The organism is Pseudomonas laurylsulfatiphila (assembly GCF_002934665.1).
Lineage (GTDB): Bacteria > Pseudomonadota > Gammaproteobacteria > Pseudomonadales > Pseudomonadaceae > Aquipseudomonas > Aquipseudomonas laurylsulfatiphila.
Genome location: NZ_NIRS01000009.1, coordinates 73,068 through 99,016 on the forward strand (window position 1 = coordinate 73,068; position 25,949 = coordinate 99,016).

Annotated in this window: 21 protein-coding genes; 9 read left to right on the plus strand and 12 right to left on the minus strand. The window is 61.3% G+C overall.

All coding sequences use genetic code 11. The features are described 5' to 3' along the window. Nucleotides 1–137: 137 nt before the first annotated feature. The 3 genes from ribA to CD175_RS28455 are packed head-to-tail and all read left to right on the plus strand — an operon-like array spanning nucleotide 138 to nucleotide 1,971. A complete protein-coding gene (ribA, locus tag CD175_RS28445) occupies nucleotides 138–755 on the plus strand; it encodes a GTP cyclohydrolase II (protein ID WP_007970170.1) in 618 nt (205 codons plus the stop codon). Next, complete coding sequence (locus tag CD175_RS28450; protein ID WP_104451301.1) at nucleotides 752–1,171, plus strand: MFS transporter; 420 nt, start codon at nucleotides 752–754, stop codon at nucleotides 1,169–1,171. Before ribA ends, CD175_RS28450 begins: the two co-directional genes overlap by 4 nt. Then, nucleotides 1,171–1,971: a cobalamin-binding protein gene (locus tag CD175_RS28455; protein WP_104451302.1), complete on the plus strand. Its 801-nt coding sequence runs from the start codon at nucleotides 1,171–1,173 to the stop codon at nucleotides 1,969–1,971. Before CD175_RS28450 ends, CD175_RS28455 begins: the two co-directional genes overlap by 1 nt. Nucleotides 1,972–2,107: 136 nt before the next feature. On the opposite strand, the gene CD175_RS28460 is transcribed toward CD175_RS28455, so the two are convergent. The 4 genes from CD175_RS28460 to CD175_RS28480 all read right to left on the minus strand — a co-directional run bounded on the left by CD175_RS28460 (nucleotide 2,108) and on the right by CD175_RS28480 (nucleotide 7,260). Beyond that, nucleotides 2,108–3,991, minus strand: a complete 1,884-nt coding sequence (locus CD175_RS28460; protein WP_104451303.1) for a TonB-dependent receptor domain-containing protein — start codon at nucleotides 3,989–3,991, stop codon at nucleotides 2,108–2,110. A gap of 152 nt (nucleotides 3,992–4,143) precedes the next feature. Beyond that, on the minus strand, nucleotides 4,144–6,042 hold the full coding sequence (dxs, locus tag CD175_RS28470) for a 1-deoxy-D-xylulose-5-phosphate synthase (RefSeq protein ID WP_104451304.1): 1,899 nt from the start codon (nucleotides 6,040–6,042) through the stop codon (nucleotides 4,144–4,146). 91 nt (nucleotides 6,043–6,133) lie between these two features. Further along, nucleotides 6,134–7,021, minus strand: coding sequence for a (2E,6E)-farnesyl diphosphate synthase (gene ispA / locus CD175_RS28475; RefSeq protein ID WP_104451305.1), 888 nt, complete (start codon nucleotides 7,019–7,021; stop codon nucleotides 6,134–6,136). Next, entirely contained in the window at nucleotides 7,018–7,260 is a 243-nt protein-coding gene (locus CD175_RS28480; protein WP_007970180.1) for an exodeoxyribonuclease VII small subunit, read from the minus strand. Before CD175_RS28480 ends, ispA begins: the two co-directional genes overlap by 4 nt. A 282-nt stretch (nucleotides 7,261–7,542) precedes the next feature. Here CD175_RS28480 and CD175_RS28485 point away from each other — a divergent pair, with 282 nt between their 5' ends. Genes CD175_RS28485 through CD175_RS28510 form a run of 6 tightly spaced genes read left to right on the plus strand, consistent with a single transcriptional unit; the run spans nucleotide 7,543 to nucleotide 17,713 of the window. Continuing rightward, entirely contained in the window at nucleotides 7,543–8,334 is a 792-nt protein-coding gene (locus CD175_RS28485; protein WP_104451306.1) for a YfaP family protein, read from the plus strand. 38 nt (nucleotides 8,335–8,372) lie between these two features. Beyond that, a complete protein-coding gene (locus CD175_RS28490) occupies nucleotides 8,373–10,085 on the plus strand; it encodes a DUF2138 domain-containing protein (RefSeq protein ID WP_104451307.1) in 1,713 nt (570 codons plus the stop codon). Further along, entirely contained in the window at nucleotides 10,082–10,720 is a 639-nt protein-coding gene (locus CD175_RS28495) for a DUF1175 domain-containing protein (protein WP_104451308.1), read from the plus strand. Before CD175_RS28490 ends, CD175_RS28495 begins: the two co-directional genes overlap by 4 nt. Continuing rightward, on the plus strand, nucleotides 10,717–15,276 hold the full coding sequence (locus CD175_RS28500; RefSeq protein ID WP_104451309.1) for an alpha-2-macroglobulin family protein: 4,560 nt from the start codon (nucleotides 10,717–10,719) through the stop codon (nucleotides 15,274–15,276). Before CD175_RS28495 ends, CD175_RS28500 begins: the two co-directional genes overlap by 4 nt. Nucleotide 15,277: 1 nt before the next feature. After that, nucleotides 15,278–16,897, plus strand: a complete 1,620-nt coding sequence (locus CD175_RS28505; protein ID WP_104451310.1) for a DUF2300 domain-containing protein — start codon at nucleotides 15,278–15,280, stop codon at nucleotides 16,895–16,897. Nucleotides 16,898–16,900: 3 nt separating this feature from the next. Continuing rightward, complete coding sequence (locus tag CD175_RS28510) at nucleotides 16,901–17,713, plus strand: YfaP family protein (protein WP_104451311.1); 813 nt, start codon at nucleotides 16,901–16,903, stop codon at nucleotides 17,711–17,713. 367 nt (nucleotides 17,714–18,080) lie between these two features. On the opposite strand, the gene CD175_RS28520 is transcribed toward CD175_RS28510, so the two are convergent. The 8 genes from CD175_RS28520 to eat all read right to left on the minus strand — a co-directional run bounded on the left by CD175_RS28520 (nucleotide 18,081) and on the right by eat (nucleotide 25,780). Beyond that, on the minus strand, nucleotides 18,081–18,827 hold the full coding sequence (locus tag CD175_RS28520) for a LexA family transcriptional regulator (protein ID WP_104451313.1): 747 nt from the start codon (nucleotides 18,825–18,827) through the stop codon (nucleotides 18,081–18,083). A gap of 229 nt (nucleotides 18,828–19,056) precedes the next feature. Next, complete coding sequence (ppa, locus tag CD175_RS28525; protein WP_007894323.1) at nucleotides 19,057–19,584, minus strand: inorganic diphosphatase; 528 nt, start codon at nucleotides 19,582–19,584, stop codon at nucleotides 19,057–19,059. A 113-nt stretch (nucleotides 19,585–19,697) separates the two neighbouring features. After that, complete coding sequence (locus CD175_RS28530; protein WP_104451314.1) at nucleotides 19,698–20,510, minus strand: M90 family metallopeptidase; 813 nt, start codon at nucleotides 20,508–20,510, stop codon at nucleotides 19,698–19,700. A 4-nt stretch (nucleotides 20,511–20,514) separates the two neighbouring features. After that, nucleotides 20,515–21,171, minus strand: a complete 657-nt coding sequence (locus CD175_RS28535) for a DedA family protein (RefSeq protein ID WP_095965734.1) — start codon at nucleotides 21,169–21,171, stop codon at nucleotides 20,515–20,517. Nucleotides 21,172–21,405: 234 nt separating this feature from the next. Beyond that, nucleotides 21,406–21,867, minus strand: coding sequence for a GNAT family N-acetyltransferase (locus CD175_RS28540; RefSeq protein WP_104451315.1), 462 nt, complete (start codon nucleotides 21,865–21,867; stop codon nucleotides 21,406–21,408). A 114-nt stretch (nucleotides 21,868–21,981) separates the two neighbouring features. Beyond that, nucleotides 21,982–22,818: an ethanolamine ammonia-lyase subunit EutC gene (gene eutC / locus CD175_RS28545; RefSeq protein WP_420849157.1), complete on the minus strand. Its 837-nt coding sequence runs from the start codon at nucleotides 22,816–22,818 to the stop codon at nucleotides 21,982–21,984. Further along, nucleotides 22,815–24,209: an ethanolamine ammonia-lyase subunit EutB gene (locus tag CD175_RS28550; protein ID WP_104451317.1), complete on the minus strand. Its 1,395-nt coding sequence runs from the start codon at nucleotides 24,207–24,209 to the stop codon at nucleotides 22,815–22,817. The genes eutC and CD175_RS28550 overlap by 4 nt, the downstream gene beginning before the upstream one ends. Nucleotides 24,210–24,406: 197 nt before the next feature. Further along, nucleotides 24,407–25,780 (minus strand): ethanolamine permease, encoded by a 1,374-nt coding sequence (eat, locus tag CD175_RS28555; protein ID WP_104451318.1) that lies wholly within the window; start codon nucleotides 25,778–25,780, stop codon nucleotides 24,407–24,409. Nucleotides 25,781–25,949 lie beyond the last annotated feature (169 nt).

Genomic DNA, 25,949 nt, shown 5'->3' on the forward strand with positions numbered 1-25,949 from the left:
CCCCTGTGGGATGGGTGCGGCTGTTATCAAACTTTTTGATAGTTATCGCCGATAATTCAGCCTAAGCGTCGCTCGGAACCTGCTGTTACAATGCCGGCTCTGCGAATCTTCAGAACTTTTAGATCAGGAGCACACCGGTGCCTGTCGTTTTTGTCGCCGCTTCCAAGCTGCCAACGCCTTTTGCGCAATTCACCATGCATGGCTTTCTCGATGAAGGCACTGGCCGCGAGCACGTTGTGCTGAGCCTGGGTGAGTTCGACGACGGTGCCCCGGTACTCGGCCGGTTGCACTCCGAATGCCTGACTGGCGATGCCCTGTTCAGCCAGCGTTGCGACTGCGGCTCGCAACTGGAGGCCGCTTTGCAGGCCATCGCCCGTGAAGGTCGTGGCGTATTGTTGTACTTGCGCCAGGAAGGCCGTGGCATTGGCCTGCTGAACAAGATCCGCGCCTATGAGCTGCAGGACGGTGGCGCCGATACCGTCGAAGCCAACGAGCGTCTGGGCTTTGCCGCCGACCAGCGTGACTACGCCATGTGCCTGCCGATGCTGGAGCACCTGGGCGTGAAGTCATTGCGGCTGATGACCAACAACCCGCGCAAGGTCAAAGCCTTGACTGACATGGGGATCGCGGTCGCCGAGCGCGTGCCGTTGCACACGGGCCACAACCCGCATAACCGACTCTACCTGGCGACCAAGGCCAGCAAGCTCGACCACATGATGGGCAATGAACATCAGGGCGAGGTAGACCGGGCGTGACCCGCGGTCAGGTTCGGCGGCGACTGTCCGTCAACTGGTGGCAATACCTGGCACTGGCCCTTTTGCCGCTGTTCGTGATCAACGCGGTGTTCGGCCAGAGCGAAGCCATTCTGCCGGTGCTGGCGATGCCTTTGTTCATCGCCGGTGTCGCTTCGATGTTTGTCAGCCTGAAGTTTTTCGGCGCCTACAAACACGCGCTGATCGCCACCCAGAAAGCCCTCGATACCCCTGAAGAACCTGGCGCGTGGATCAGTCTGGCGGCGAAGCGCCGTACAGCGTTCCTTGTCGCCGGCCTGCCGGCGTGGATCGGTGCCCTGGCGGTGTTCGTCGGGCTCGAAGCGGTGCCGCTGATGTTGCTGGCGCTGTCGACCGCTGTGCTGTTCTACCTCTACCGTATTCCGCGTCAGCTCGGTTGATGCGCGCGCTCTGGCTGGCGGTGTTGCTGCTGGCCGCCAGCCGCTCGGCCATCGCGGTCGAGCGGGTCGTCAGCCTTGCACCCTCGCTCTCTGAAATCGTCGTTGAACTGGGTTCTGCCGACCTCCTGGTCGGTGTGCTGGACGCCGGTGAGCGACCTGCCGAACTCAAGAACCTGCCCTCCGTTGGCCGCTATGGCCAGTTGGACATGGAGCGGCTGCTCAGCCTGCAGCCCGATCTGTTGCTGCTATGGCCCGGTAGCGTCGGCCCGGCTCAACGCGACCAGCTCAAGCGCCTGAACATTCCCACCTACGTCGCCGAACCCCACAGCCTGGAGCAGCTCGCCGCGCAGATCGAGGCCATTGCCGCTCAGCTCGGTCGGCCTGACCGCGGCGTTTCATTGGCCAGCGACTTGCGCCAGCGGTTGGATGCACTGCGTCAACGTTATCGACGGGATCAGCCGTTGCGGGTGTTCTATCAGATATGGGATCGGCCGTTGTACACCGTCGGCGGCGAGCAGATCATCAGTGATGCGCTGGAGGTCTGCGGAGCCCAAAACGTGTTTGCCGACCTGAAACTGCCGGCACCACAGGTCAGCGTGGAGGCCGTGTTGCAGCGTAATCCCGAGGTGATTCTGGTCAGCGATCAGGCGCAGCTCGACGCGTGGAAAGCCTGGCCGCAGGTGGCGGCGGTAGCGCAGGGGCAATTGCGCCTGGTGACGGACAAGGGCCTGGAGCGACCGAGTGGGCAGATGGTCGAGGCGACTGCAAAGCTGTGCCAATTGATCGCACCTGGACTCTGAGACCGAGGTGATCTCTTCGCGAGCGGGCTCGCTCCCACAATGGATCTATGTTGTTTGCGAAATGTAGGTCGCCGCGATCAACTGTGGGAGCGAGCCTGCTCGCGAAGAGGCCGGTCCAGACAGAACAGATTCCGGATCAGATTCCAGGCGTCCACGTCACCCCGAACATCCACGCCCGACCTTCCTCGCGATACCCGTACTGGCTGCCTTGGTAGCTGTACAACGCCCGGCTGTAACCCTTGTCCAGCAGGTTGTCGACCTTCAGCTCCAGCCTGACTTCACGATTGAGCTCCCAACTGCTGCGCAGCCCCAGCAAGGCATAGCCGCCGAGGGGCTGTTGATTGTTCAGGTCGTCATAGCTGCTGCTGACCGCTTGCCAACTGGCGCCGAGACCCAGGCGATCGAACTGTCGGTCCAGATCCCAGCTCAAAGTGCGGCGCGCGCGACGGGCCAGGGTGTGGCCCGTGTCGCGGTCGCGCGGGTCGATGATCGCCACGCCGAGATTGCTTTGCCAGTCGAACAGTTCCTGCTTCAGCGTTGCTTCGAAGCCGTTGATCCGTGCCGAGGCGACGTTTTCGGGGCGCGAGTTGCTGCCGAAGATGATCGCGTCTTCAAGGTCGGTGCGATACAGCGACGTTTCCAAACGACTGCTCTCGGTCAATTGGCTGCGCCATTGCAGCTCATAGCTTTTCGAGGTTTCAGGCTTGAGGTCCGGGTTGCTGAAGTCGGGGTAGTACAGATCGTTGAACGTCGGTGCGCGGAAGCCTTCGCTGTAGGTGAACAGCACTTCGTTGTCCGGGTTCAGCGGCAGGGTGAAGGTGCCGCTCCAGGTGTTCTGGCTGCCAAATTGCTGGTTGTCGTCGTGACGCAGACCCAGCTCCGTGGAGAAACTGTCGGCCCGATAGCGATGCTGGATGTACGCCGCACGGTTCCAGCGACTGTCTTCATCGAACGCGGTGCTGCTGTTGATCCGGTCTTCATACCAGTCACCTCCGAGCAGCAGACTGTTGCGCTCGTCGAGCGCCAGGTCGTTCTGCCAGTTCACCGAATCCCGGTAGGTGTTGAACACGCTGCGTTCGTCACTGAGTTTGTCGAGGGTCTTCTCGCGGTTTTCGCTGTGGCCGAACTCGATGCGGGTTTGCCACAGGTCATTGATGCGCGCGTCGATGTAACTGCTGACACTGCTCACATCGAATTCGTTGTCGGGCTGCTGTTGGACCGACTCGAACGTATTCATGTCGAAGCGCCCGAACGGGTTGTCGAACTCGCTTTTGCCGCGATTATCCAGCGCGTTGGCGCCGATCTCGATGTCATCGCTGAGTGCGTGGCTAACGCTCAGGCTGAACGACTTGTTTCGGTACTCATCATGGTCGCCATCGCTAGGGTAAGACTCGTGGGTGCGATTGATCCCGGCGCTTTCGTCGAGGCTGGCGCCGAGGTTGAAGCGGGTGCGCTCATCGCCACCGGCCAGGCCAAGGCTGCGCTCCCAGGTCTGGTTGCTGCCAAGCGCCGTGTGCAGGCGCGGTTGCAGGCCCTGTTCGCCACCACGGCGGGTGAAGATCTGGATCACCCCGCCAATCGCATCGCTGCCATAAATCACCGAACGGGAGCCGCGCAGCACCTCCACGCGCTCGACCTGTTCGATGTTGAGGTGCTGCAGGTTGCTGTCGCCGGAGGTCGAACTGCCGATGCGCTGGCCGTCCACCAGCACCAGGCTCTGGGCTGATTGCGTGCCGCGAATGTAAACCCCCGGCACACTGCCGCGCCCGCCGGCCTGCGAGACTTGCACGCCCGGTACACGGCGCAGCAGGTCGGTGATGCTATCGGGTTGCAGGCGATCGATGTCGTCGCGGGTGAACACGGTGTTGGCGGCGCTGCTGTCGTTGCGCGCTTCGACCTGGCGGTTGGCGCTGATCAGCACGTCGGGCAGCTTCAGCGCCTGATCGCGTTCGAAGGTGTCGGCCAGCAGTTGACCAGCCGGCAGCAGGGTCAGCGTCAGGGCGAGGGGGGAGAGTTTCATGGGTAGTCCGTTGGTGTTTCGTGGCGCACACAAATCAAATGTGGGAGCGAGCCTGCTCGCGATGACGGTGTATCAGTCAACATTTGAGTCGACTGACAGTCCGCTATCGCGAGCAGGCTCGCTCCCACAGGGTGTTGCATGTATCCAGGGATTTAGATGTTCAGCAGTTGCAGGCGCTCGCGGATCGAAGCCTCGATCCCGGCTTCATCCAGCCCACACTCGGCCAGCATTTGCGCAGGCTTGGCGTGTTCGACGTAGATGTCCGGCAAGCCCAGGTGCAGTATCGACTTGAGGATGTTTTCCCGGGCGAGGAATTCGCTGACCGCGCCACCGGCGCCGCCCATGATCGCGTTTTCTTCGACAGTGACCAGCAGCTCGTGACTGCCGGCGATTTCGCGCACCAGCGCTTCATCCAGCGGTTTGACGAAACGCATGTCGACCACGGTCGCATCCAGCGTCTCGGCGACTTTCAGGGCTTCGGCCAGTTGCACGCCGAACACCAGCAGGGCGACTTTGCTGCCCTGGCGGCGGACGACGCCTTTGCCGATCTCGATCGGCTCGAGGTCTTTCTCGATGGTCGCGTTCGGGCCATTACCGCGTGGATAACGCACAGCCGCCGGGCCTTCGTACAGGTGACCGGTGGTGAGCATCTTGCGCAGCTCGTTTTCATCGCTCGGGGTCATCACCAGCATGCCGGGGATGCAGCGCAGGAACGACAAATCGAAGCTGCCGGCGTGGGTTGGACCGTCTTCGCCCACCAGACCCGCGCGGTCGATGGCGAACAGCACGTCGAGGTTCTGCACCGCCACATCGTGGACAAGCTGGTCGTAACCGCGTTGCAGGAAAGTCGAATAGATGGCGACCACGGGCTTGGCGCCTTCGCAGGCCATGCCGGCCGCGAGGGTGACGGCGTGCTGCTCGGCAATGGCCACGTCGAAGTAGCGCAGCGGGAAACGTTCGCTGAACGCGACCAGGTCCGAGCCTTCCTTCATCGCCGGAGTAATCCCGACCAGACGTGGATCGGCCGCCGCCATGTCGCACAGCCATTCACCGAACACACCGGAATATTTCGGCCCGCTGGCCTTTTTCGGCGCGGCGGCCGGGGCGTCCAGAGGCTCGAGTTTGGTGATGGCGTGGTAACCGATCGGGTCGACTTCCGCCGGGGCGAAGCCTTTGCCTTTCTTGGTGACGACGTGCAGAAACTGCGGGCCTTTCAGGTCGCGCATGTTACGCAGGGTGGCGATCAGGGTCGGCAGGTCGTGGCCATCGATCGGGCCGATGTAGTTCCAGCCCAGCTCTTCGAACAGCGTGCCGGGAACCAGCATGCCCTTGGCATATTCTTCGGTACGGCGAGCGATTTCCCAGGCGCCGGGCAGGCGCGACAGCACTTTCTTGCTGCCTTCGCGCATGCTCGCGTAGGTGCGGCTGGAAAGGATCTTCGCCAGATAGTTCGACAAGCCACCGACGTTGCGCGAGATCGACATATCGTTGTCGTTGAGGATCACCAGCATGTTGGCGTCCACTTCCGGCGCGTGGTTCAGCGCTTCGAACGCCATGCCCGCGGTCAACGCGCCGTCGCCGATCACCGCGATGGCCTTGCGCTCGCTGTTCTGCAGGCGGGCGGCAATCGCCATGCCCAGCGCGGCACTGATCGAGGTGCTGGAGTGGCCGACACCAAAAGTGTCGTACTCGCTCTCGGAGCGGCGCGGGAAGGCAGCGACGCCGTCCTTCTGGCGCAGGGTGCCCATGCGCTCGCGACGACCGGTGAGGATCTTGTGTGGATAAGCCTGATGACCCACGTCCCACACCAGCCGGTCGTCCGGGGTGTCGAAGACGTAATGCAGCGCGATGGTCAGCTCGATCACGCCCAGGCCGGCACCGAAATGCCCACCGGTCTGGCCGACCGTGTAGAGCAATTCCAGGCGCAACTCATCGGCCAGGGTTTCCAGCTCGGCTTCGCCTAACCGGCGCAGGCCGTCCGGCGTGTTCGCGCGGTCGAGCAGGGGCGTGGTCGGGCGCTTGCGGGGAATCTCATGAAACGTCGTGGGCATCAGGCGAATCGTTATAGGTATAAAAGATGCGGCAGTTTACCTGATGCATCGTCCCCTGCCCACGCGTTGGTCTTTTTTGGCGGATTCGCCGTCAACTGCGGCGATCGACGATATACCGGGCCAGATCACGCAACGGCTCGGCCGCCGCGTCAAACGGTCGCAGGGCGTGTAGGGCCTGGTCGCGCAGCTCAAGGGCATAGGCCTTGGCCGCATCGAGGCCGAGCAGGGCCGGGTAGGTCGGTTTGTCCCGGGCAATGTCGGCGCCTTGGCGTTTGCCGAGGGTGGCGGTATCGCTTTCGACGTCGAGAATGTCGTCCTGGACCTGGAATGCCAGGCCGATGGCCTGTGCATAAGTCTGCAGGGACTTGAGTTCGTCTTTCTCGGCACGGCCGCTGGCCAGGGCACCGAGTTTGACGCTGACTTCGATCAGCGCACCGGTCTTGTGCCGGTGCATGTATTCCAGGGCTTTCTGGTCGAGCTTCAGGCCGACCGAACCGAGGTCGATGGCCTGACCGCCGACCATGCCCGCCGGGCCTGCCGCCAGTGCCAGGGCGCTGACCATCTGCAGGCGGATTTCGGCATCCGACGCGCTCAGACGCGGGTCTAGCAGGGCGCTGAAGGCCAGGCTCTGCAAGCCGTCGCCGGCGAGGATCGCGCAGGCTTCATCGAATTTCTTGTGGGTGGTGGGCTGACCGCGACGCAGATCGTCATCGTCCATCGCCGGTAAATCGTCATGCACCAGTGAATAGGCGTGGATCAGCTCCACCGCACAGGCGGCACCGTTGGCTTGCTCAGGCTTGCCGCCCAACGCTTCACAGGCGGCGTAGGCCAGCAGTGGACGCACGCGTTTGCCGCCATTCATCACGCTGTAGCGCATGGCTTCGTAAAGCCGTGCCAACTCGGGGCCTGGTGCCGTGAACAGGGTTTCCAGAGCCGCATTGACGCGAGCCTGGCTGGTGGCCGAGTACGCTGCAATCATTCTGGCTGATCCGCGTCGAAGGGTTCCTCGGCCAACTCGCCATCACGCTCGAGCAGTACCTGAACCTTTTGCTCGGCCTGGGCCAGTGCCGCCTGGCAATCGCGGGTCAGACCGATGCCTTGCTCGAAAGCGGCCAGCGAGTCCTCCAGCGACAATTCGCCATTCTCCAGACGCTCCACCAGCGTTTGCAGGTCGGCGAGGGACTGTTCGAAATCCAGTGCAGCTTTTTTGCGGGCCATGGCGGCGATTTCCGGTTGACGTTAAACCGGCGCGACACTAGCAGATAGGGGGTTTATGGGCAAACTCACAGACGACGCACACCCCCGTAGGAGCTGCCGGGTTATCGTGATTCCCGCCGCAATTTCGCAGCCATCCGATTGTTAAAAAACACCCGAATGGCTAACCTTCGAGCCCTATACGACCTGGCAGTCACGGGTCTTTCAGACGAAACGCAGTATTCCCATCTGTAACGCGCCCAGGATCAGGCGCAAGGTTTCGTCAGGCATGGCAGGAGGCGTCGCATGCGCTCATTTCTTTTGCTGCTGATCGGGCTGGTTTTCGCGCCCGGGATTCTGGCCGCGCCGGATGCCGAGTTGTCGGAGCCGGTGGGCGGCTGGCGCTATAACGGTTTGCTGGATCGCACGGAAAACCCGCAAGTCGCCTATCCCACGCCGCCCATCGACCGGGGCGTGCAGCGCAATCGCACGATGATCGAAGGCCAACTCAAGGCCCTCGGCACTCAGCGTGGGCCGCACACGCTGGCGGTCAACGGCAATCCCTTGAATCTGTACACCGACGACCAGGGCCGTTTCGCCCGGCCCTATGCGTTTGGTGCCGGCTCCAACAGCGTCGAAGTGCGTAGCGTTGAAGGCCAGTCGCTCAAGCGCGTTCAATTCTATGAAGCCAACAATCTGCGCACCCCGGCGCGGATTCGTGTGGTGCTGGGCTGGGACGACCCGAAGGCCGAACTCGATTTGCACATCATTACCCCCGACGGCCAGCACGCTTTCTGGGCGCACTCGGCGCTGACCAATGGCGGCGGCCTCGACCCGGACGGCGTCGATGGGCCCGGCCCGGAAATGTTCACCATGACCGCGCCGCTGCATGGAACCTATCTGGTTTACGTGAACTATTGGGGCAACTTCGGCAGCGGCGGCTATAACTTCGATGAGGCCGGCAACCAGAACGAGGTGATCACCTCGCAGATCAACCTGGTACTCAACGAAAACACCGTCGATGAAAAACGCGAGACCTTTATCGTGCCCCTGCGCGCAATCGGCGACCTGCTGCTGGTCAAGACTTTCAACTATTAAGCATCCCGCTCCACGGATGAACATCGGGTTTTGTGAACATGAGTGATAGCACTGTTACTCCGGCCGCTGGTGCACCCGCGGCCAAACCTTCCCTGCATTGGCCGACGCTGCTGATCGGCATATGCCTGGTCGCTGGCGTAGCCGGTGGGTTGGGGTGGCTCATGCACAAGCCCAAGGCGCCGGCGCCTGCGTTGGCCAGTGACAAACTGGGTATGGGCCGCCCGGATGGTTTGCTGGAAACCCACTCCTTGAGCCAATTGCCCAAAGACCTGCTTGCAGTGCCCTTCCTCAAGGAAACCCTGACCGAAGATTTCGTCTTCTACTACGAAACACACGCCGATCGCCTCGGCTTGATCGGCAGTCTGCGGCGGATCATCTACGAACATGACCTGAAGTTGCAGGACACCCTGATCGAGCAACTGTTTGATCAGCCTGCCGACGTAGCGTTGTGGCGCGGAACGGACGGGCGGCTCAAGGATTTCCTGCTGGTGATGGATCGCGGCGGTCTGGCCAAGGTGCTGGAACCGCTGGCCAAAGTCGCGCTGGACGACTCGCAGCTGAGCAAGGTTGCTGACGTGAAGGTCGGCAGCGAAGACGTGCCGCTCTATCAACTCAATTACAACGCCAGCAAGGCGCTGTTGTTCGCGTCCCATGGCGACAAACTTGTGGTGCTGTCCAATCCGGCGAAACTCTACGATCCGCAAAGCGGTGCAGCGGAGGAATCGGGCAGCGTATCGACCACGGCTATTGCCGCGCTGCTCAATGGCGAAAAGCTGTTTCCCGAAGCTTTCGGCCTGCCACCTCGTGCGCCGCAGGTGAAACAACGCCTGTCGGTGAATGCCAGCGTGCTGGCCATGGGTTACCAGCGTTTTATCCCGAACTTCGCCGGTCTGCGTTTCGACATGGACGACAAGGGCTGGCACAGCTTCCTGGCCATGGACGAACTGGAGAACCAGCCGGATTTCGATTTCAAACCGATCTGGCAAGCCATGCCTATGGGGGCCAGCGCTTGCGTGGCGTTGCCGCTGGCTGCCGAACAACAGAAGCCGCTGCTGGTGAAGCTCGGTGCCGAGGAGAAGGTGGCCCAGGCACTGACCGAACACATGGCTGGCGCGGCGGGGCTGTGCTGGTATGCCGATTCGCGGTTGTACACGCCCTTGCTGGTGGCCAGCCTCAACGATGACGACGGCGGCAAGCTCGATGGGGATCTGGGCAGCCTGTTCGGCTCGATGGTCGGTGCGCACGAGAGCAATGTCGAAGTCGGTGCCTTCCCGGTGGTGGAAAAACAGCAAGGCCAGAGCCATCAGTGGCAACGTCAGGTCAGCTCCAGTTTCGGTCCTTATTCGGCCAAGGAAGCTCAAGATCCCGATGCCATCACCGGCAAGGCGTTCATGAAAGTCAGCCTGGCGCGCCATGGTTCGACGCTGCTGTTTTCCCTCGACGACAAGCTGGTGGACAAGGCCCTTGGCACCCTCGACAAACGCTTCCCGCCGATGGCCGACGTGGTGCCCACGGACCTGTTGATGCCAGTCTATTTCGGCCCCGATTCGATGGCGCAACTGATACAGCAGGAAACCCTCGACAGTCTGCCCCAGGACATGGAGCCGGTGTTCTACAACGCCGCGCAAACCTTCCTGATTCCGAAACTGCGCACGCTCGGTGGCTACGGCAAATACGCCCTGACCTTGCCCGAAGGCAGCGAGCCAGACGGCCATTGGCAGTGGCTGCCGCTGGAGTGGAAAGCGCTGTGACGGCATTGATCCGCAGTCTCGGCCTGCTGGCGTTGTTGCTGAGCGCAGGTGCCCGCGCTGTCGAGGCACCATCGCTCGACCCGCAGCAATCCCAAGTGTTTCGTGCCTGGTTCGTGCGCATCGCCCAGGAGCAACTGAGCCAGGGTCCGAGCCCCCGTTGGTATCAACAAGACTGCGCCGGACTGGTGCGCTTTGCCGCCAATGAAGCGCTGAAAGTCCATGACGACAAATGGCTGCGCAGCAATGGCCTGTCCAATCGTTACCTGCCGCCGGAGCTGCAATTGAGCGACGCCCAGCGCGGTCTCGCCCAGCAGTGGCAGCAGGGCGGCGGCAAGGTCGGGCCGTACGTCAACGCGATCAAATTGATCCAGTTCAACAGCCATCTGGTCAGCCGCGATGTGTCACAGGCACGCCCCGGCGACCTGATGTTTTTCGATCAGGGCGACGACCAACACCTGATGATCTGGATGGGCCGCTACATCGCCTATCACACCGGCACCACCACACCCACCGACAACGGCATGCGTTCGGCAAGCCTGCAGCAACTCATGACATGGAAGGACACCCGATGGATACCCGACGCAGCCAACCCCAACTTCATCGGCGTCTATCGACTGAATTTTCTATCCCAATGACCGGTGCCCGCATGCTGCGTTTTCTGTCTCTGATGTTGGTGTGGGTGCTGCCACTTTCGGTGGTTAACGCCGATGACTCAGTCCCGGCCAGCGGCTATGCGCCGGTGGCTGGCGAGAGTTTTTTCCTGCTGGCCGACAGCAGTTTCGCCAGCGATGAACCGGCGATGGTGCGCCTCGAAGCGCCGGGCCGCGACTATCGCCGGTTTCGCATGGAGCCTTATGGTGGCGCGGACATTCGGGTGTATCGCATCGACAAGCCGCTGGACTTCCTCAAACGCCAGAAGAACCTGCATCGGGTGGTCAGCGATGGCCAGTTCAAGGGTGAAGGTCTGTCCAACACCCTCGCGTACCTGTGGGACAACTGGTATCGCAAATCCCGCCGGGTGATGCAGCGGGCGTTTTCCTACGAGTCGCGTAAACAAGTCACCGAGGAAGTGCCGGAACTGAAGATGGGCAATGCGATGGCCGCGCCAACGCCCTACGATGCGCAGCCGCAATTCGCGTTGATACCGGGTTTGCCGGTGGTCAGCCAGTTCCGTTATCCGTTGTGGCAGGCCAAGCCGATCCAGCCACCGGCGGGGGTGAACCTGGCCGGGTCTTCCAGCGAGTTTGTCAGTGTCGCGCCGGGCAATGTGTACATCCCGCTGGGCAATCTCAAACCGGGTCTTTATCTGGTGGAAGCGCTGATCGGCAAGTACCGCGCAACCACCATGGTGTTCGTCTCCAACACCGTGGCGGTGAGCAAGATTGCCGGCGACGAATTGCTGGTGTGGGCTGCGCGCAAACACGAAGGCAGCTCGGTGCCGAAGGTCAATGTGCTGTGGACCGACGGCCTGGGTGTGATGAGCAGCGGCGCCACCGATAGCGACGGCTTGCTGCGCCTGAAACACGTCAGCCCCGAGCGTTCCTTTGTGATCGGTGAAGACGAAGAGGGCGGGGTGTTCGTCTCCGAGAACTTCTACTACGACAGCGAAATCTACGACACCAAACTCTATGCCTTCACCGACCGGCCGCTGTATCGGCCGGGGGATTGGGTGTCGCTGAAAATCGTCGGACGTGAATTCAAGAACGCGCGGGACTCGGTGCAGCCAAGCGCTGCCGACGTCAATGTGAGCGTGCTCGATGCCACCGGCACGGCGCTGCAATCCCTCGATCTGAAGCTCGATTCCAGGGCCGGCACCCAGGGCCGCTTCCAGTTGCCAGACAATGCCGTGGCCGGTGGTTATGAACTGCGTTTCACCTACAAGGACCAGACCTACAGCAGCGCCTTTCGCGTCGCGGAATACATCAAGCCGCACTTCGAGATTTCGCTCAATCTGGCCAAGCAGGATTACCGCACCGGCGAGCCGGTCAAGGGCAGCCTGGTGCTGCTGTACCCGGACGGTAAACCAGTGGCCAATGCGAAATTGAGCCTGAGCCTGCGCGCCCAACAGTTGTCGATGGTCGACAACGAACTGCAATACCTCGGGCAATTTCCGGTGGAGCTGAGCAGTACCGAACTGACCACCGACGCCAAGGGCAACGCAACGCTCGACCTGCCCGCCGCCGACAAGCCAAGTCGCTACATGTTGACCGTGTTCGCCAGCGACGGCGCGGCGTATCGGGTCAAGACCACCAAGGAAATCCTCATCGACCGTGGCGCGGCGAACTTCCGCTTGAGCGCGCCCCGACGCTTCAGCGCGGTGGGCGACAAGGTTGCGTTCAGCTACACCCGCGAAGGCGAGCAGGCCCAGGCCGTTACACCGGGCAGCTACGGCTGGGTACGTCTGGAAGACCAGAGCACCGGCGAAGGCAAACTCGCGGCAACCGACAAAGGTTTCACCCTGGGCTTTGACCGACCGGGCACCTACAACCTGACGCTCAAGGATGACCACGGTCGCGTGGTCGGCGCCACCGGGCATTCGGTTACCGGTGAGGGTGTCAAGGCCGTCCCCGGCACCGTGGAAATCGTCCTCGACAAGCCCGAGTACGTCACCGGCGATGAAGCGCTGGCGCTGATCACTTTCCCGGAGCCGGTCAACGATGCCTTGCTGTCGCTGGAGCGGGACAAGGTCGAGGCGACCGCGCTGCTGTCCAGAGGCGGTGACTGGCTGAAAACGGAAAAACTCAGCGATACCCAATACCGCGCGCGCATCCCGGTGAAGGACGGCTTCGCGCCGAACCTGACCTTCTCGGTGCTGTACACCAAGGGCGGCCAGTACAGTTTCCAGAACGCCGGCATCAAGGTGGTAACGCCACAAATCGACGTGGTCATCGCCACCGATAAAGACACCTACCAGCCGGGCGAAACCGTCTCGGTGGACCTGACGACTCAATTTGCCGGTAAGCCGATCCCGGCGCACCTGACAGTCAGCGTGGTCGATGAAATGGTCTACGCCCTGCAACCGGAAGTGGCGCCGAGCATCGACCAGTTCTTCTATCACCCGCGGCGCAACAACGTGCGCACCAGTGCCAGTTTGTCGTTCATCAGTTATGACGTTGCCTTGCCGGGCAGCCCCGGTGCACCGGGCAAAGCCAATCGCAGTGAGCGCGGCGTGAAGGTGTTGGAGCGGCCGCGTCGCGAGGACGTCGACACGGCGACGTGGCAACCAGAATTGCTGACCGACGCCAACGGCAAAACCCGTTTCACCTTCAAGATGCCCGACTCCCTGACCCGCTGGCGCATCACCGCCAGGGCCATCGCCGATGATGGGCAGGTCGGACAGAAGAAGCAATTCGTACGCTCGGAAAAACCGCTGTACCTGAAGTGGAGCGGGCCGAGCCGATTCCGTAGCGGCGACAAGCCGGACCTCGGTGTGTTCGCCTTCAGTCAGGCCGAGAAACCGGTCAAGGCCGAACTGGTGACCCGTTACGCCGGCAACGAACAGCGCGTGCCTGTGACCCTGAACAGCGGCATCAACTACATCCAGTTGCCGGCGTTTGAACTGGCCAATGGCGAGTGGAGCGCCGAGCTGGTGCAGGACGGCAAAACCGCTGACGCGTTGACGGTGAACCTGAGCGCGACCGGTGAAGGCTGGCGGGTGACGCAATCGCAGAGTCTCGATGTGAGCAGCGGCGATACACCGCTGACGCTGCCGGCAGACGCAACCGATATTCGCCTGCGCCTGGATGACAGTCCGCAAGCGTTGTTCCGTTCGGCCCTCGACGACCTGTTGAGCTACCCCTACGGTGGCGTCGAGCAGACCGCCAGTCGCCTGCTGCCGTTGAGCATCGCCTACCCGACGCTGGCGGCGAATCCGCATATCCGTGATCGCTTGCGCCTGATCATGCAAAACAGTCGCCTGCGCCTGGTACAAATGGCCGGTCCTTCGGCGAGCTTCACCTGGTGGGGCATGGACGGCGAGCCGGACGCGTTCCTCACCGCCTACGCCTATTACGCCGACTGGCACGCCAGCCGGGTGCTGGACCTGAGCCTGCCGCCGGAGCATTGGCAGCGGGTGCTGGAGGTCTACGCCAAACAGGCGAACAACACGCCGTTGTTGCAGCGGGCGCTGATCCTGTCGTTCGCCAAACAAATGCAGTTACCGGTTAACACCTTGCTCAGTGGCCTGATGGATGATCTGGCGAAAGCGGGCGAGGGCACGGCCGCCAACCTGATGGAGGATGGTGAAGACAGTCTCGTCATGAGCGATCCTGACTCAGCTTTGGGGCTGGCTGCCGCGCGAGTGCTGACGGCCTCGTTGGCCAGGCAGGCGAAGGTTGTTCTGCCGGGGGCGTTCAGCCGGCAACTGGCCGACGCGCAGCAACGTCTGGCGGTCAGTTCCCAGCCGTTCGCCGAAGCGCTGAACCTGTCGCTGCAACCCTTCGATCAGGCTCGCGCTCAGGCGTTGTTGCAACGCCTATTGCCGCAGCAATCGACTCTGGAACGGGCATTGGCGCTCACCTGGCTGCAACGCAGCATCGAGCAGGCATCGCCCACCATTGCATTGGCCCCGGGTGAAGGCTGGAAGAAACAGTACGGGGTTTCTGGTGAGATGTATTGGACGTGGCAGGGGCCTGCGCCAGTGCCGGCGGTATTGACGTTGACCGGGGTGCAGGAGCGTCCGCTGCGCGCTGCATTGAGCTATCGCAGCCAGCAGCCGGCGGTCGATCCTATGGCCGTGACCATCACCCGTCGCCTGTCGCGGCTGGTGCCGGGGGATGAGGCTTTCACTTTCAAACTCGAGGCAGTCGGCAACGCGCCGCTTTCCAGCGACAGCCTCTATCTCGACGAAGTGATCGTCACCAGCAAAGCCGCCAAACCGCTGCGCTACGGCCTGCTGGAAGTGCCGCTGCCACCGGGCGCCGATGTCGAGCGCACGACCTGGGGCATCAAGCTCATGGGCAAGGCCGGCACCGAACCGACATCGCTGGAGAAGGCGCGTTTCGAGCCGGGGCAAATGGCTTATGCCGTTCCGGTCGATGCCTTGAGTGGCGAATTGCGCCTGCGGCATCTGGTGCGTTTCTCGCAGAAGGGGCAGTTCAACTTGCCGCCGGTGCGATTCACTCAGGTGTATGCGCCGCAGCATCAGGCGATGGAACAAAAGGCAGCCCTTGGCCAGGTCACGGTTCACTGACGTGCACAGGTTGCTGCTGGGGTGGCTGCTGTGTTTGATCCCTGTGCTGGCGACAGCACAGGACGAACCGCTGCGCCTGGCCTTCAAGGGCGATTTATTGTTGTTGAGCCGAACTCAGGTGATCACCCGCGAGCCACTGCCGCAGACCTTGCAGACACCACTGGGCAGTGTGTGGAAGTTATTCGTCTACGCCTGGCTGGTGGACACCGGTGCGCGTGAGCCGGCTTATGAATGTCGCGGCCAGTCGAAGGAAGAGATTTATTGCTGCACGGCGGGCGGCAGGATCGAGCGTGATCAGGCGTTGGTGAAGTCATGCGGCCTGTATTTCGAACCCGCGCGGCTGGGCATCCGCGAGGCCGACTGGCGAGCCTATTGGCAGGCACGGCAGGCGCCGCCATGGTTGCTGAATTTGCCTTCGCTGCAACCGGCTAGCCGGGTTTCGGTGGTGGAGCTGTTGAAAGTGCTGTCGGTACTGCCGGCACAGGATCAAGCCCGACGTGTGTTGCTCGATGTGGTGCTCAATGCCGCCGATGGCCATGTCGTCGGCGAACTCGGAAGCCGCCTGCGCGTGAAGACCTGGAGCTGGTTGGCGGATCAGGATGCCACGTCACGCCAGGGCGGATTTGCCGGTTGGACGGCGGACGGTGCACCGATCTGGGCCGGAGGACGGGGCACCAGTCAGCGGGTACTGCGTGATTACGCGCAGGCATTGTCTACGGTGATTCCTGTTGCCTGGCCTGCGGATGCAGGGAATTGTGTAGAAGTTGATCTGTTCTCCCGCTATCCACTTCGGCGTGTCTTGTCAGGAGGCTCCGCGGTGACTTCCGGAGCGTTGCAGGGTGACTACCGCGTCGAATTCGCCAACGGCAATGCGCTGGATATCCACAGTGACGGCGAACTCTTTCTGCTGGACGACAAGCTCGTCGCCCGGCTGGATCGCGAAGAGTACGTCGCCCGTGTGCTCCAGCGCGAAGCCACTTCCGAGCCGGTCGAGGCCGCCAAAGCCCTCTCGGTGGCCATCCGCACGTATCTGCTGCAAAACGCCACGCGCAGCGGCGATTGCCTGAGCATCGACGACAGCAGCAGCCGTCAGCGGGTCGCGCCGCGTCCGGCATCCTCCGAGTCCCGCGACATCGCTGCGTGGACCAGCGACCTGGTCCTGGCAGGCAGCACCGTCACCTATCATTCAGATCAACCCGGCCCGGACAAGTTGTCCTGGCAGCAAGCCGTCGAACAGGCCCGTGCCGGCCAGCGCTACGACGCCATCCTGCTGCACGCCTACCCACGCGCCAGTCTCAGTCGCTGGGACAACCCGGTCGCGTCCTGCGAAGCATTGCCTGCCGCGCAAGACTGGCTGCAGAAACAACGACGCGGCTGGCGTGCGCAGCTTGAAAGCGAAACCGGCTACAACGAAGTCGGCACCTTCGCCGTATGCCGCCTGGCCTTCGGACGCCCCTATGTCGACCGCGAACGCCAGCGTATCTACGTGCGTGGCGTGCTGACGCTGCAAGACCGCCTCGACCTGACCCACGAATACCTGCACCTGGCCTTCGAGGCACACCCCAACGGCCAGGATGAAACCTACATCGAAGGGCTCGCCCGCCACCTCTTGCTGGAATAGTCCATGAAACTCCGTTATCCACAGGTCTTGCTGTGTCTCTGCTCGCTGCTGGCGTTGCCATCAGTGATGGCGGCGGACAGCGTCAAACTCGACACCCCCGCAGGCGGCTGGCGCACCGGCGCGCCCGAGGGCGAGGGGGAAAGCTTCCGGCAGGTCGTCAACTACCCGGCATCATCGGTCAACACCCCGGCAGGGCAGGCCAACACCGCACGCATCAGCGGCCAGATCAAAGCCACAGCGAAATCCACAGAGCCCGGCCGGCTGATCGTCAACGGGGTGAGCATGCCGCTGAAAATCGACCCGGCCGGTCGCTTTGATCGCCCGTTCTCATTCCCCAACGGCAGCAACAGCGTCGAAGTTCGCAACCCCGATGGCCAGCTCCGTCACCGCACGCAATTCCTCAACAGCAGCGGCGGTGCGACCCCGGCCAAGTTACGTGTATTGCTGGCATGGGACAGCGACAACACCGACCTCGACCTGCACCTCATCACCCCCGACGGCGCGCACATCTGGTACGGCGACCGCATCGCCCCCAACGGCGCAGCGCTCGACGTCGACGTCACTACCGGTTACGGCCCGGAAATCTTCGCCATGCCCGCACCGATCAAGGGCCAGTATCTGGTGTATGTGAACTACTTCGGTGGTGGCTACAGCAGTGATGAGGAAGGGCAGGAAGACGCGGTACAAGCGCTGACCACGGCGCAGGTGACGGTGATTACGGAGGAGGGTACACCGAGCGAGAAGATGGAGACTTTCCTGGTGCCGATGCGGGCGGTGGGGGAGTTGACGTTGGTGAAGTCGTTCAGCTACCCGTGAGGGGGCAGCAGTGCTTGCACTATTGGCTCTGCATTTGTCTCAGCGCTGCTGAGACAAATGCAGGTTTTGGGCAGTTTACTTTCCAGCAGGCATTAAAAAGCCGGCTTGTGGCCGGCTTCTCGGGGACTGGCTTGGATCATTTTTGGTAAACCGCGCCAGCCTTCAAAACGTACACCCGGATCTTGCGTCCGGCTGTGGGACCTGCTGAGAAAGTCATCTGTCAGGTCAGCGCATCTGAGCCGCAGGGCGGGTCGATGCGCAAATGTGGGGCGCAGCATACGCAGGTTTGACGGAAATTCCCAGCGGGAAGTGCCGGGCAGAGCCGTTCGGCCATTCGGGTGGGTGGCCGATGGGCGTTGTGGTGCGTTTAAAGAAAGGGCACCGCCGGCCGCCGTTTGTTCAGGGTCGACCACCAGAACACCCAACCCAGTACCCTGATGTTCTGTTCCTCGATTTGTGCCGCCCGGAAGATTTCATCCGGGTATTCGGCGCGGTTGTGGCTGCGCAATCGAAGGGAGTTGCCCGGCAGTCGGTGCAGGTACTTGATGCGCAGCATGCCGTCATGTTCGATGGCGTAGATCTCGCCATCGATAATCTGGGTCAAGCCACGGTCAATCGCCAGGGTCGAACCGTCTTCAATTTTCTCACCCATGCTGTTGCCGCTCATGAGGGCGCAGATGGCGTCGGCGTGGTTGATTTCGAGGGAATCGAGGTGGCTGCGAGGCAAGCGGATGGATTGCTCGGGGTCTTCTATGACGTGGGTCTTGTTGGAACCCGGGGCGGTGACGGCTTCTTTGTAGAACGGCAGTTCGACGTCGACAGGCTCGATGACCGTGTAGACGCCGCGGATGGTCTGGGCGTCGAAGATGTTGCCGGACTCCTCGATCAGGCGCAGGTGCTGGGCGTCTTTCGAGCCTTCGCCGGTTTTCAGCCAGTCGCTGCTGACGGAGAGTTTTCTGGCGACTTCTTCCATGCAATGGGCAGGCACGCCGCGGGTGTACCAGTTATGTACATTTTGCGGAGCCGTATCCAGAAAGTCGGCAAATCCGGTGGTCGTGATGTTCGCTGCTTCGAGGAGCGCTTTAAAGCGTGGGCCGCTAGTGTTCTTTTTCATGAACGCGAGTCTACTGGCGGCTGGTAAGGGTTTGAATAAACGCCTCGTTCAAATTTAGCGGGAAATTTACGACCGGATGTAAGACGTTCTTGAGGAATTTTAAACAGACAAAAACCAGGATCGAATAAGGCTAAACGTTATGTTTAACGCGCTTATCAAGCGCCCACAAAAAACCCCGGATCACCCGGGGTTTTTCTTGAAGCCTGTCGCTGGAAGCTCGCGGCTTCTCTTAACCTTTATAGGCTGCAACCGACTTGGTGATCGCGTCGCGGGCGGCGTCTGCGCCGGCCCAGCCTTCGATCTTCACCCATTTGCCTTTTTCGAGATCTTTGTAGTTCGCGAAGAAGTGCTCGATCTGCTGGATCAGCAGTGCTGGCAGGTCGGTGTATTCCTTTACGTCGACGTACAGCTGGGACAGCTTGTCGTGCGGAACTGCGATGACTTTGGCATCGCCGCCGCCGTCGTCGGTCATGTTCAGGATGCCGACCGGGCGAGCGCGGATCACCGAACCAGGAGCAACCGGGTAAGGGGTCACGACCAGCACGTCGAGGGGATCACCATCGTCAGCCAGGGTGTTCGGGATGTAACCGTAGTTGGCCGGGTAGAACATTGGGGTGGCCATGAAACGGTCAACGAACAGGCAATCGCTGTCTTTGTCGATTTCGTATTTGATCGGCGCGTGGTTGGCCGGAATCTCGATCGCGACGTAGATGTCGTTCGGCAGGTCTTTGCCAGCCGGAATCTTGCTGTAGCTCATTGGGCGTTGCCCCCGTTAGTTGACCAGAAACACTTGGCCGGATTGACCAAAAAGTGGCGGCGATTATAGGCATATTCCTGTGTCGACGCCATGTACCAGAAGTCGTATGGCGCTCACTGGTGTGCCTGATAGACAGGGTCATGCGCCTGAAGTTGCTTCAACCTTGCCAGCGGGTCCTGGCGATAGAACAGCTTCAGCTGCTGGTACACCTGTGGATAAGCCTCGTGCAGCAAATCCGGGGCGCTGAAGAAGTATTCGCTGGTGACGGCGAAGAACTCGGCAGGGTTTTCGGCGGCGTACGGGTCGATGGCGGTTTCAGCGTCGGGATTGCGTTCCAGTTGCCGGTCGAGGTCATCGTAGGCCTCTTGCATGACCTTGGCCCAGTCGCTGACCCGCATGTCGGGATGCAGTGGCGGCAGGCCGTTGGCGTCACCGTTGAGCATGTCGAGTTTGTGCGCCAGTTCGTGGATCACCAGGTTGTAGCCTTCCCAGCCTCCGCTGGCCATGACGCCGGGCCAGGCGAGGATGATCGGGCCTTGCTGCCAGGCTTCACCGCTGTGCTCACCGTCCCATTCATGCTCGACGCCGCTGGCGTCGCGATGGCGCTGCGGGCTGAGGAAGTCATCGGGGTAGAGAATGATTTCGTGGAAGCCCTGATACCAGTTCAGGTCGCCGAGGTAAAGCAGTGGCAGTTGCGCCTGGGCAGCGAGCAGCAAGCGTTGCTCCTGATGCAGTTCGACGCCGGGCAGGGCGCTCAGGTGCTTGTCTTCGAGGAACAGCACGCAGGCTTCGCGCAGCCATTGGTCTTCGGCGGCACTGATGCCATCGAGAAAGCTCAGGTGATGGCGCACCCGTTGCCACATGTCATCGGCAATCGGGTGCCTGGCCAGAGTGCGTCGGCGACGCCAGGCGCTCAGGGACCACATCGTGTCAGCGCGATTCGGCTTTGGAGCTCGAACCGGCAAGGCGGCTACGCACCATGCCGATGATCATCGGCACCAGCGACAGCAGGATGATGCCCACAATCAGCAGCGACAGGTTTTTCTTGATGAACGGTACGTTGCCGAAGAAATAACCGAGCGTCACCAGGCCACCGACCCAGAGGATGGTGCCCAGCACACTGAAGGCGAAGAAGCGCGGATAGGGCATTTTCCCCACACCGGCGACGAACGGTGCAAAGGTCCGGATGATGGGCAGGAAGCGCGCCAGGGTCACGGTTTTCCCGCCATGCTTGTCGTAGAAATCGTGGGTTTGTTGCAGGTAGTCGCGGCGGAAGATCTTCGAGTTCGGATTGCTGAACAGTTTTTCACCCGCCGTTCGTCCGATGATGTAGTTGGTGCTGTCGCCCAGAATTGCCGCCAGCATCAGCAGGCCGCCGAGCAATACCGGGTCCATGCCGCCACCGGCCGCCACGGCGCCGGCGATGAACAGCAGGGAATCGCCCGGCAGGAAGGGCATGACCACCAGGCCGGTTTCACAAAAGATAACCATGAACAGAATGGCGTAGATCCATGCCCCGTAGTTGGCTACAAGCATGTCGAGGTAGACGTCGAGATGCAGGACAATGTCGATCGGGTTGAAATCCATGGATAGCACCTGTGGTATTGGCCCGACTCTGCAGGCCTGTGCGGATGACTTCGCGTAAGACTACGGATAGGGGTAGTTTTTCTTACAAGCCGGGAATATCGGGATTATACGAGGCGATTGGTGAAAATCGCGTCGAGATTGTAGCGGGGAATGTCATGACAGGGCTGATGTTTGATAACGAACAGGTCGGAGCGAGCCTGCTCGCGATGCCATCGCGAGCAGGGCACAGGTGATTCAGAGTTCGTCGCTGATCGGCAGCACATAGTTTTTGAATTCGGTGTCTACCTTGAATCCGATGGACTCGTAGGTTTTCTGCGCGATTTCGTTGTTGCTGCTGGTGGAAACGCGCATGCGTACGGCATTGGTTTCCTTGGCCATTTTTTTCGCGGTACGGATCAGGTTGTCGGCCACCAACTGGCGGCGGGCGTCCTCGGCGACATAGATATCGTTGAGGATCCACACACGTTTGAGTGACAGCGAGGAGAAGCTCGGGTACAGCTGACAGAAGCCCATCAGCTTGTGGCTGTCGTCATCGGACAGCGCGAGGTAGATCACCGACTCCTTGCGACGCAGGCGTTTTTCGAGGAACGCCCGAGACGAGTCCGGATACGGCAGGGAGCCATAAAACTCGCGATATCTGACGAACAACGGGGTCAACAGGTCCAGGTGTTCGAGGGTCGCTTGAATAATCCGCATGGTAGGTCTCGTCTTCAAGTGGCTGTCTTACGTCTCTGACGGCGATGGGAAACCCTTGGCGGCCGCGCAACGATCCTGCCTGAAACGGGTACGAATGTGCAATGTGGAAGCGGTTCAGGCATTCGGTGGCCCAAGCAGGAAATTATCTTTCATGTCGGCTCCCGCGTCCGATTCCAGTGTCTGGACCTGGGCTTCATCCTTCAGATTGACCCCTGACAACTCCCGCCGGCAGGCTTCGCGCATCAAATACAGCAAACGGTGTGCCGCCATGCCGTAACTCAGGCCTTCGAGCCGCACGTTGGAGATGCAATTGCGGTAGGCATCGGTAAGGCCGACCTTGGGATTGTAGGTGAAATATAAACCCAGGCTGTCCGGGGAGCTGAGGCCAGGGCGTTCGCCGATGAGGATGACGGTCATTTTCGCACCCAGCAACTCACCGATTTCGTCAGCGACCGCCACGCGCCCCTGTTCCACCAATATCACCGGCGCAACAGTCCAGCCTTCGGCGGCAATCTGTTCTTCGAGGCGTGCCAGAAAGGGCAGGGTATGGCGATGAACGGCCAGTGCCGACAGGCCGTCGGCGATCACAATCACCAGATCGACCCCACCAGGATGCGCCGCAGCGTAGTCACGCAGGGTCTTTGCCGACGCGTCACTCAGCTTTCGTCCCAGATCCGGGCGTTGCAAGTAACTGTTGCGGTCGATCGCTGCACTGTGCAGCAAAAGGCTTTCGTGTCCGCGTTCGGCCAGTTGTGAGTTGAGAGCCGCGTGATCGAACGGCAAGTGCACCGCATCCCGTGCCTGGGCGTGGGCGTACTGGAAGTCCAGTTGCGCGCGGGTGGGAATGCTGGTGCCGGTTCGGCCCAGGGCAATTCGCGCCGGTGTCAGGCGCCGCAGTTCCAGCCATGGGTTGTGGGGATCGAAGGGTAGTTTATCCATGTCATTACTCATCCCAATTGCGCCAAGGCCTGCCGGAAGGCCGGCGGCAGGCTGTCACCGAAGAGAATTCTGCCGTCCGATTGAGTGAAGATGCCCATTTTCGCCAGCCATTGCTCGAACTCCGGCGCGGGCTTCAACCCCAGGGTCTGCCTGGCGTAGAGCGCATCGTGGAACGAGGTGGTCTGGTAGTTGAGCATGATGTCGTCGGAACCCGGGATACCCATGATGAAGTTGATCCCGGCGACACCCAGCAGGGTCAGCAGGGTGTCCATATCGTCCTGGTCAGCTTCGGCATGGTTGGTGTAGCAGATGTCGCAACCCATGGGCACACCAAGCAATTTGCCGCAGAAGTGGTCCTCCAGGCCGGCGCGGATGATTTGTTTGCCGTTGTACAGGTATTCCGGGCCGATAAAGCCGACAACGGTGTTGACCAGAAACGGGTTGAAGTGACGCGCGACGGCATAGGCGCGGGTTTCGCAGGTTTGTTGATCGACGCCATGGTGAGCGTTGGCCGACAGAGCGCTGCCTTGGCCAGTTTCGAAGTACATCAGGTTCTGGCCCAGGGTGCCGCGATTCAGGCTCAATCCGGCGTCATAGCCTTCTTTCAACACACTCAGGTTGATGCCGAAACTGGCATTGGCCGCTTCGGTGCCGGCGATCGACTGGAACACCAGATCCAATGGGACGCCGCGATTGACCGCTTCGATCGACGTGGTGACATGGGTCAGCACACAAGCCTGGGTCGGGATTTCGTAGCGCTGGATGATTGCGTCGAGCATCTCCAGCATCGCGCAAATCGAGGCGATGCTGTCGGTGGCCGGGTTGATGCCGATCATCGCGTCGCCATTGCCGTGCAGCAGGCCGTCGAGAATGCTCGCGGCGATGCCGGCCGGTTCGTCGGTGGGGTGGTTGGGTTGCAGGCGCGTGGACAGGCGCCCGCGCAGGCCCAGGGTGCCGCGAAACTGCGTGACCACGCGGATTTTTTGCGCCACCAGCACCAGGTCCTGCACACGCATGATCTTTGATACGGCGGCGGCCATTTCCGGCGTCAGGCCGGGTGCCAGGGCGCGCAGGACCTGCTCGTCGGCGGCATCACTGAGCAGCCAGTCGCGAAAACCGCCGACGGTGAGGTGGCTGACGACCGCAAAGGCCTGTTTGTCGTGGGTGTCGATGATTAGTCGGGTGACTTCATCGGATTCGTAGGGGATCAGTGCTTCCTGCAGAAAGTGGCTTAGCGGCGTGTCGGCCAAAGCCATCTGTGCGGCCACCCGCTCGCCATCGTTGAGCGCGGCGACGCCGGCCAGAAAATCTCCGGAGCGGGCCGGGCTGGCCTTGGCCATCACTTCCTTGAGGCTGTCGAAGCGGTAAGTCTGGGCGCCGACGGTATGGGCGAATGTGGCCATGGGGCGGTGTCCTTCTGTTCTGTAAATGTCGCAAACTCACCCCGACTCCCCTGTAGGAGCTGTCGAGTGCAACGAGGCTGCGATCTTTTGATCTTGCCCTTAAAGATCGCAGCCTCGTTGCATTCGACAGCTCCTACAGAGGGCGGCGTGCACTTCAATCATGCAGGCGCCGGGTAGCGGGCCCGGCACCGGTGCATTTAGATACCTTCGAGCATAGCGTCCGCCGGTGCTTCGGAGCGCTGCCGGGCGGTCAACTGGAAGTACAGGTAACCGGCGATCATGAACCCGAGGAAGATCAGGCCGATCAAGGTGTTGAACCACGCCATCGCCACCAGGCACACCACCGCCAGGAACAGCGCGATCCCCGGTACGATCGGATAGCCCGGTGCACGGAAGGTGCGTTCCAGGTTCGGTTCGGTTTTACGCAGTTTAAACAGGCTCAGCATACTGATGATGTACATCACGATGGCGCCGAATACCGACATGGTGATCATTGCCGCCGTCAGGGTCATGCCTTGCAGATTGACGAGACCATCGCTGTAGATGGCTGCAATGCCGATCACGCCACCGGCCAGAATGGCCCGGTGCGGCGTCTGGAAGCGCGAGAGTTTTGCCAGGCCTTTGGGCAAGTAGCCGGCGCGAGCCAGGGCGAAGAACTGGCGTGAATAGCCAAGAATGATCCCGTGGAAACTCGCCACCAGGCCGAACAGACCGATCCACACCAGCATGTGCATCCAGGTCGAATTATTGCCGACCACGGCCTTCATCGCCTGGGGCAGCGGATCGTTGATGTTCGACAGTTGGCGCCAGTCGCCAACACCGCCCGCCATCACCATCACGCCGATGGCCAGGAACACCAGGGTCAGAATGCCGCTGACGTAGGCCTTGGGGATGGTGCGTTTCGGGTCCTTGGCTTCCTCGGCGGCCATGGCTGCGCCTTCGATAGCGAGAAAGAACCAGATCGCGAAGGGAATGGCGGCGAAAATGCCAGGAATCGAGCCCATCGTGAACTCATTGGCACCCGACCAACCGTTCAGTACGAAGTTGCTGAAACTGAAGCCCGGGGCGACCACGCCCATGAACACCAGCAGTTCAGCGACGGCCAGCACGGTGACCACCAGTTCGAAGGTGGCTGCGATGCTAACGCCGAGTATATTCAGGCCCATGAACACGAAGTAAGCGCCAACGGCGGCGATCTTCGGGTCCAGTTCCGGGTATTGCACATTGAGGTAGGCGCCGATGGCCATGGCGATGGCCGGTGGGGCAAAGACGAATTCGATCAGGGTAGCGATGCCGGCGATCAACCCGCCTTTCTCACCAAAGGCCCGGCGACTATAGGCAAATGGCCCGCCAGCGTGGGGAATCGCCGTCGTCAGTTCGGTGAAGCTGAAAATGAAGCAGGTGTACATCGTCGCCACCATCAGGGCGGTGACGAGAAAACCCAGGGTGCCTGCGGTGCCCCAGCCGTAACTCCAGCCGAAGTACTCACCGGAGATCACCAGGCCGACGGCAATACCCCATAGATGCAGGGTGCCGAGTGTGGGTTTGAGCTGTGTGGAAGAAGTAGTCATAAGTCCTCTCTATTTTTTATTGTTCGATCTTTTGGACTTTCGGGTTCGACGGGTTGGGTGAAACGCTGAATGACGGGTACGCAAGGCCCGTGCCAGAGCGGCCAGGCCTTGGGTGTTGTGTTATTTCGGATGCCATCGCCAGCAAGCCGGCTCCTGTAGGAGCTGGCTT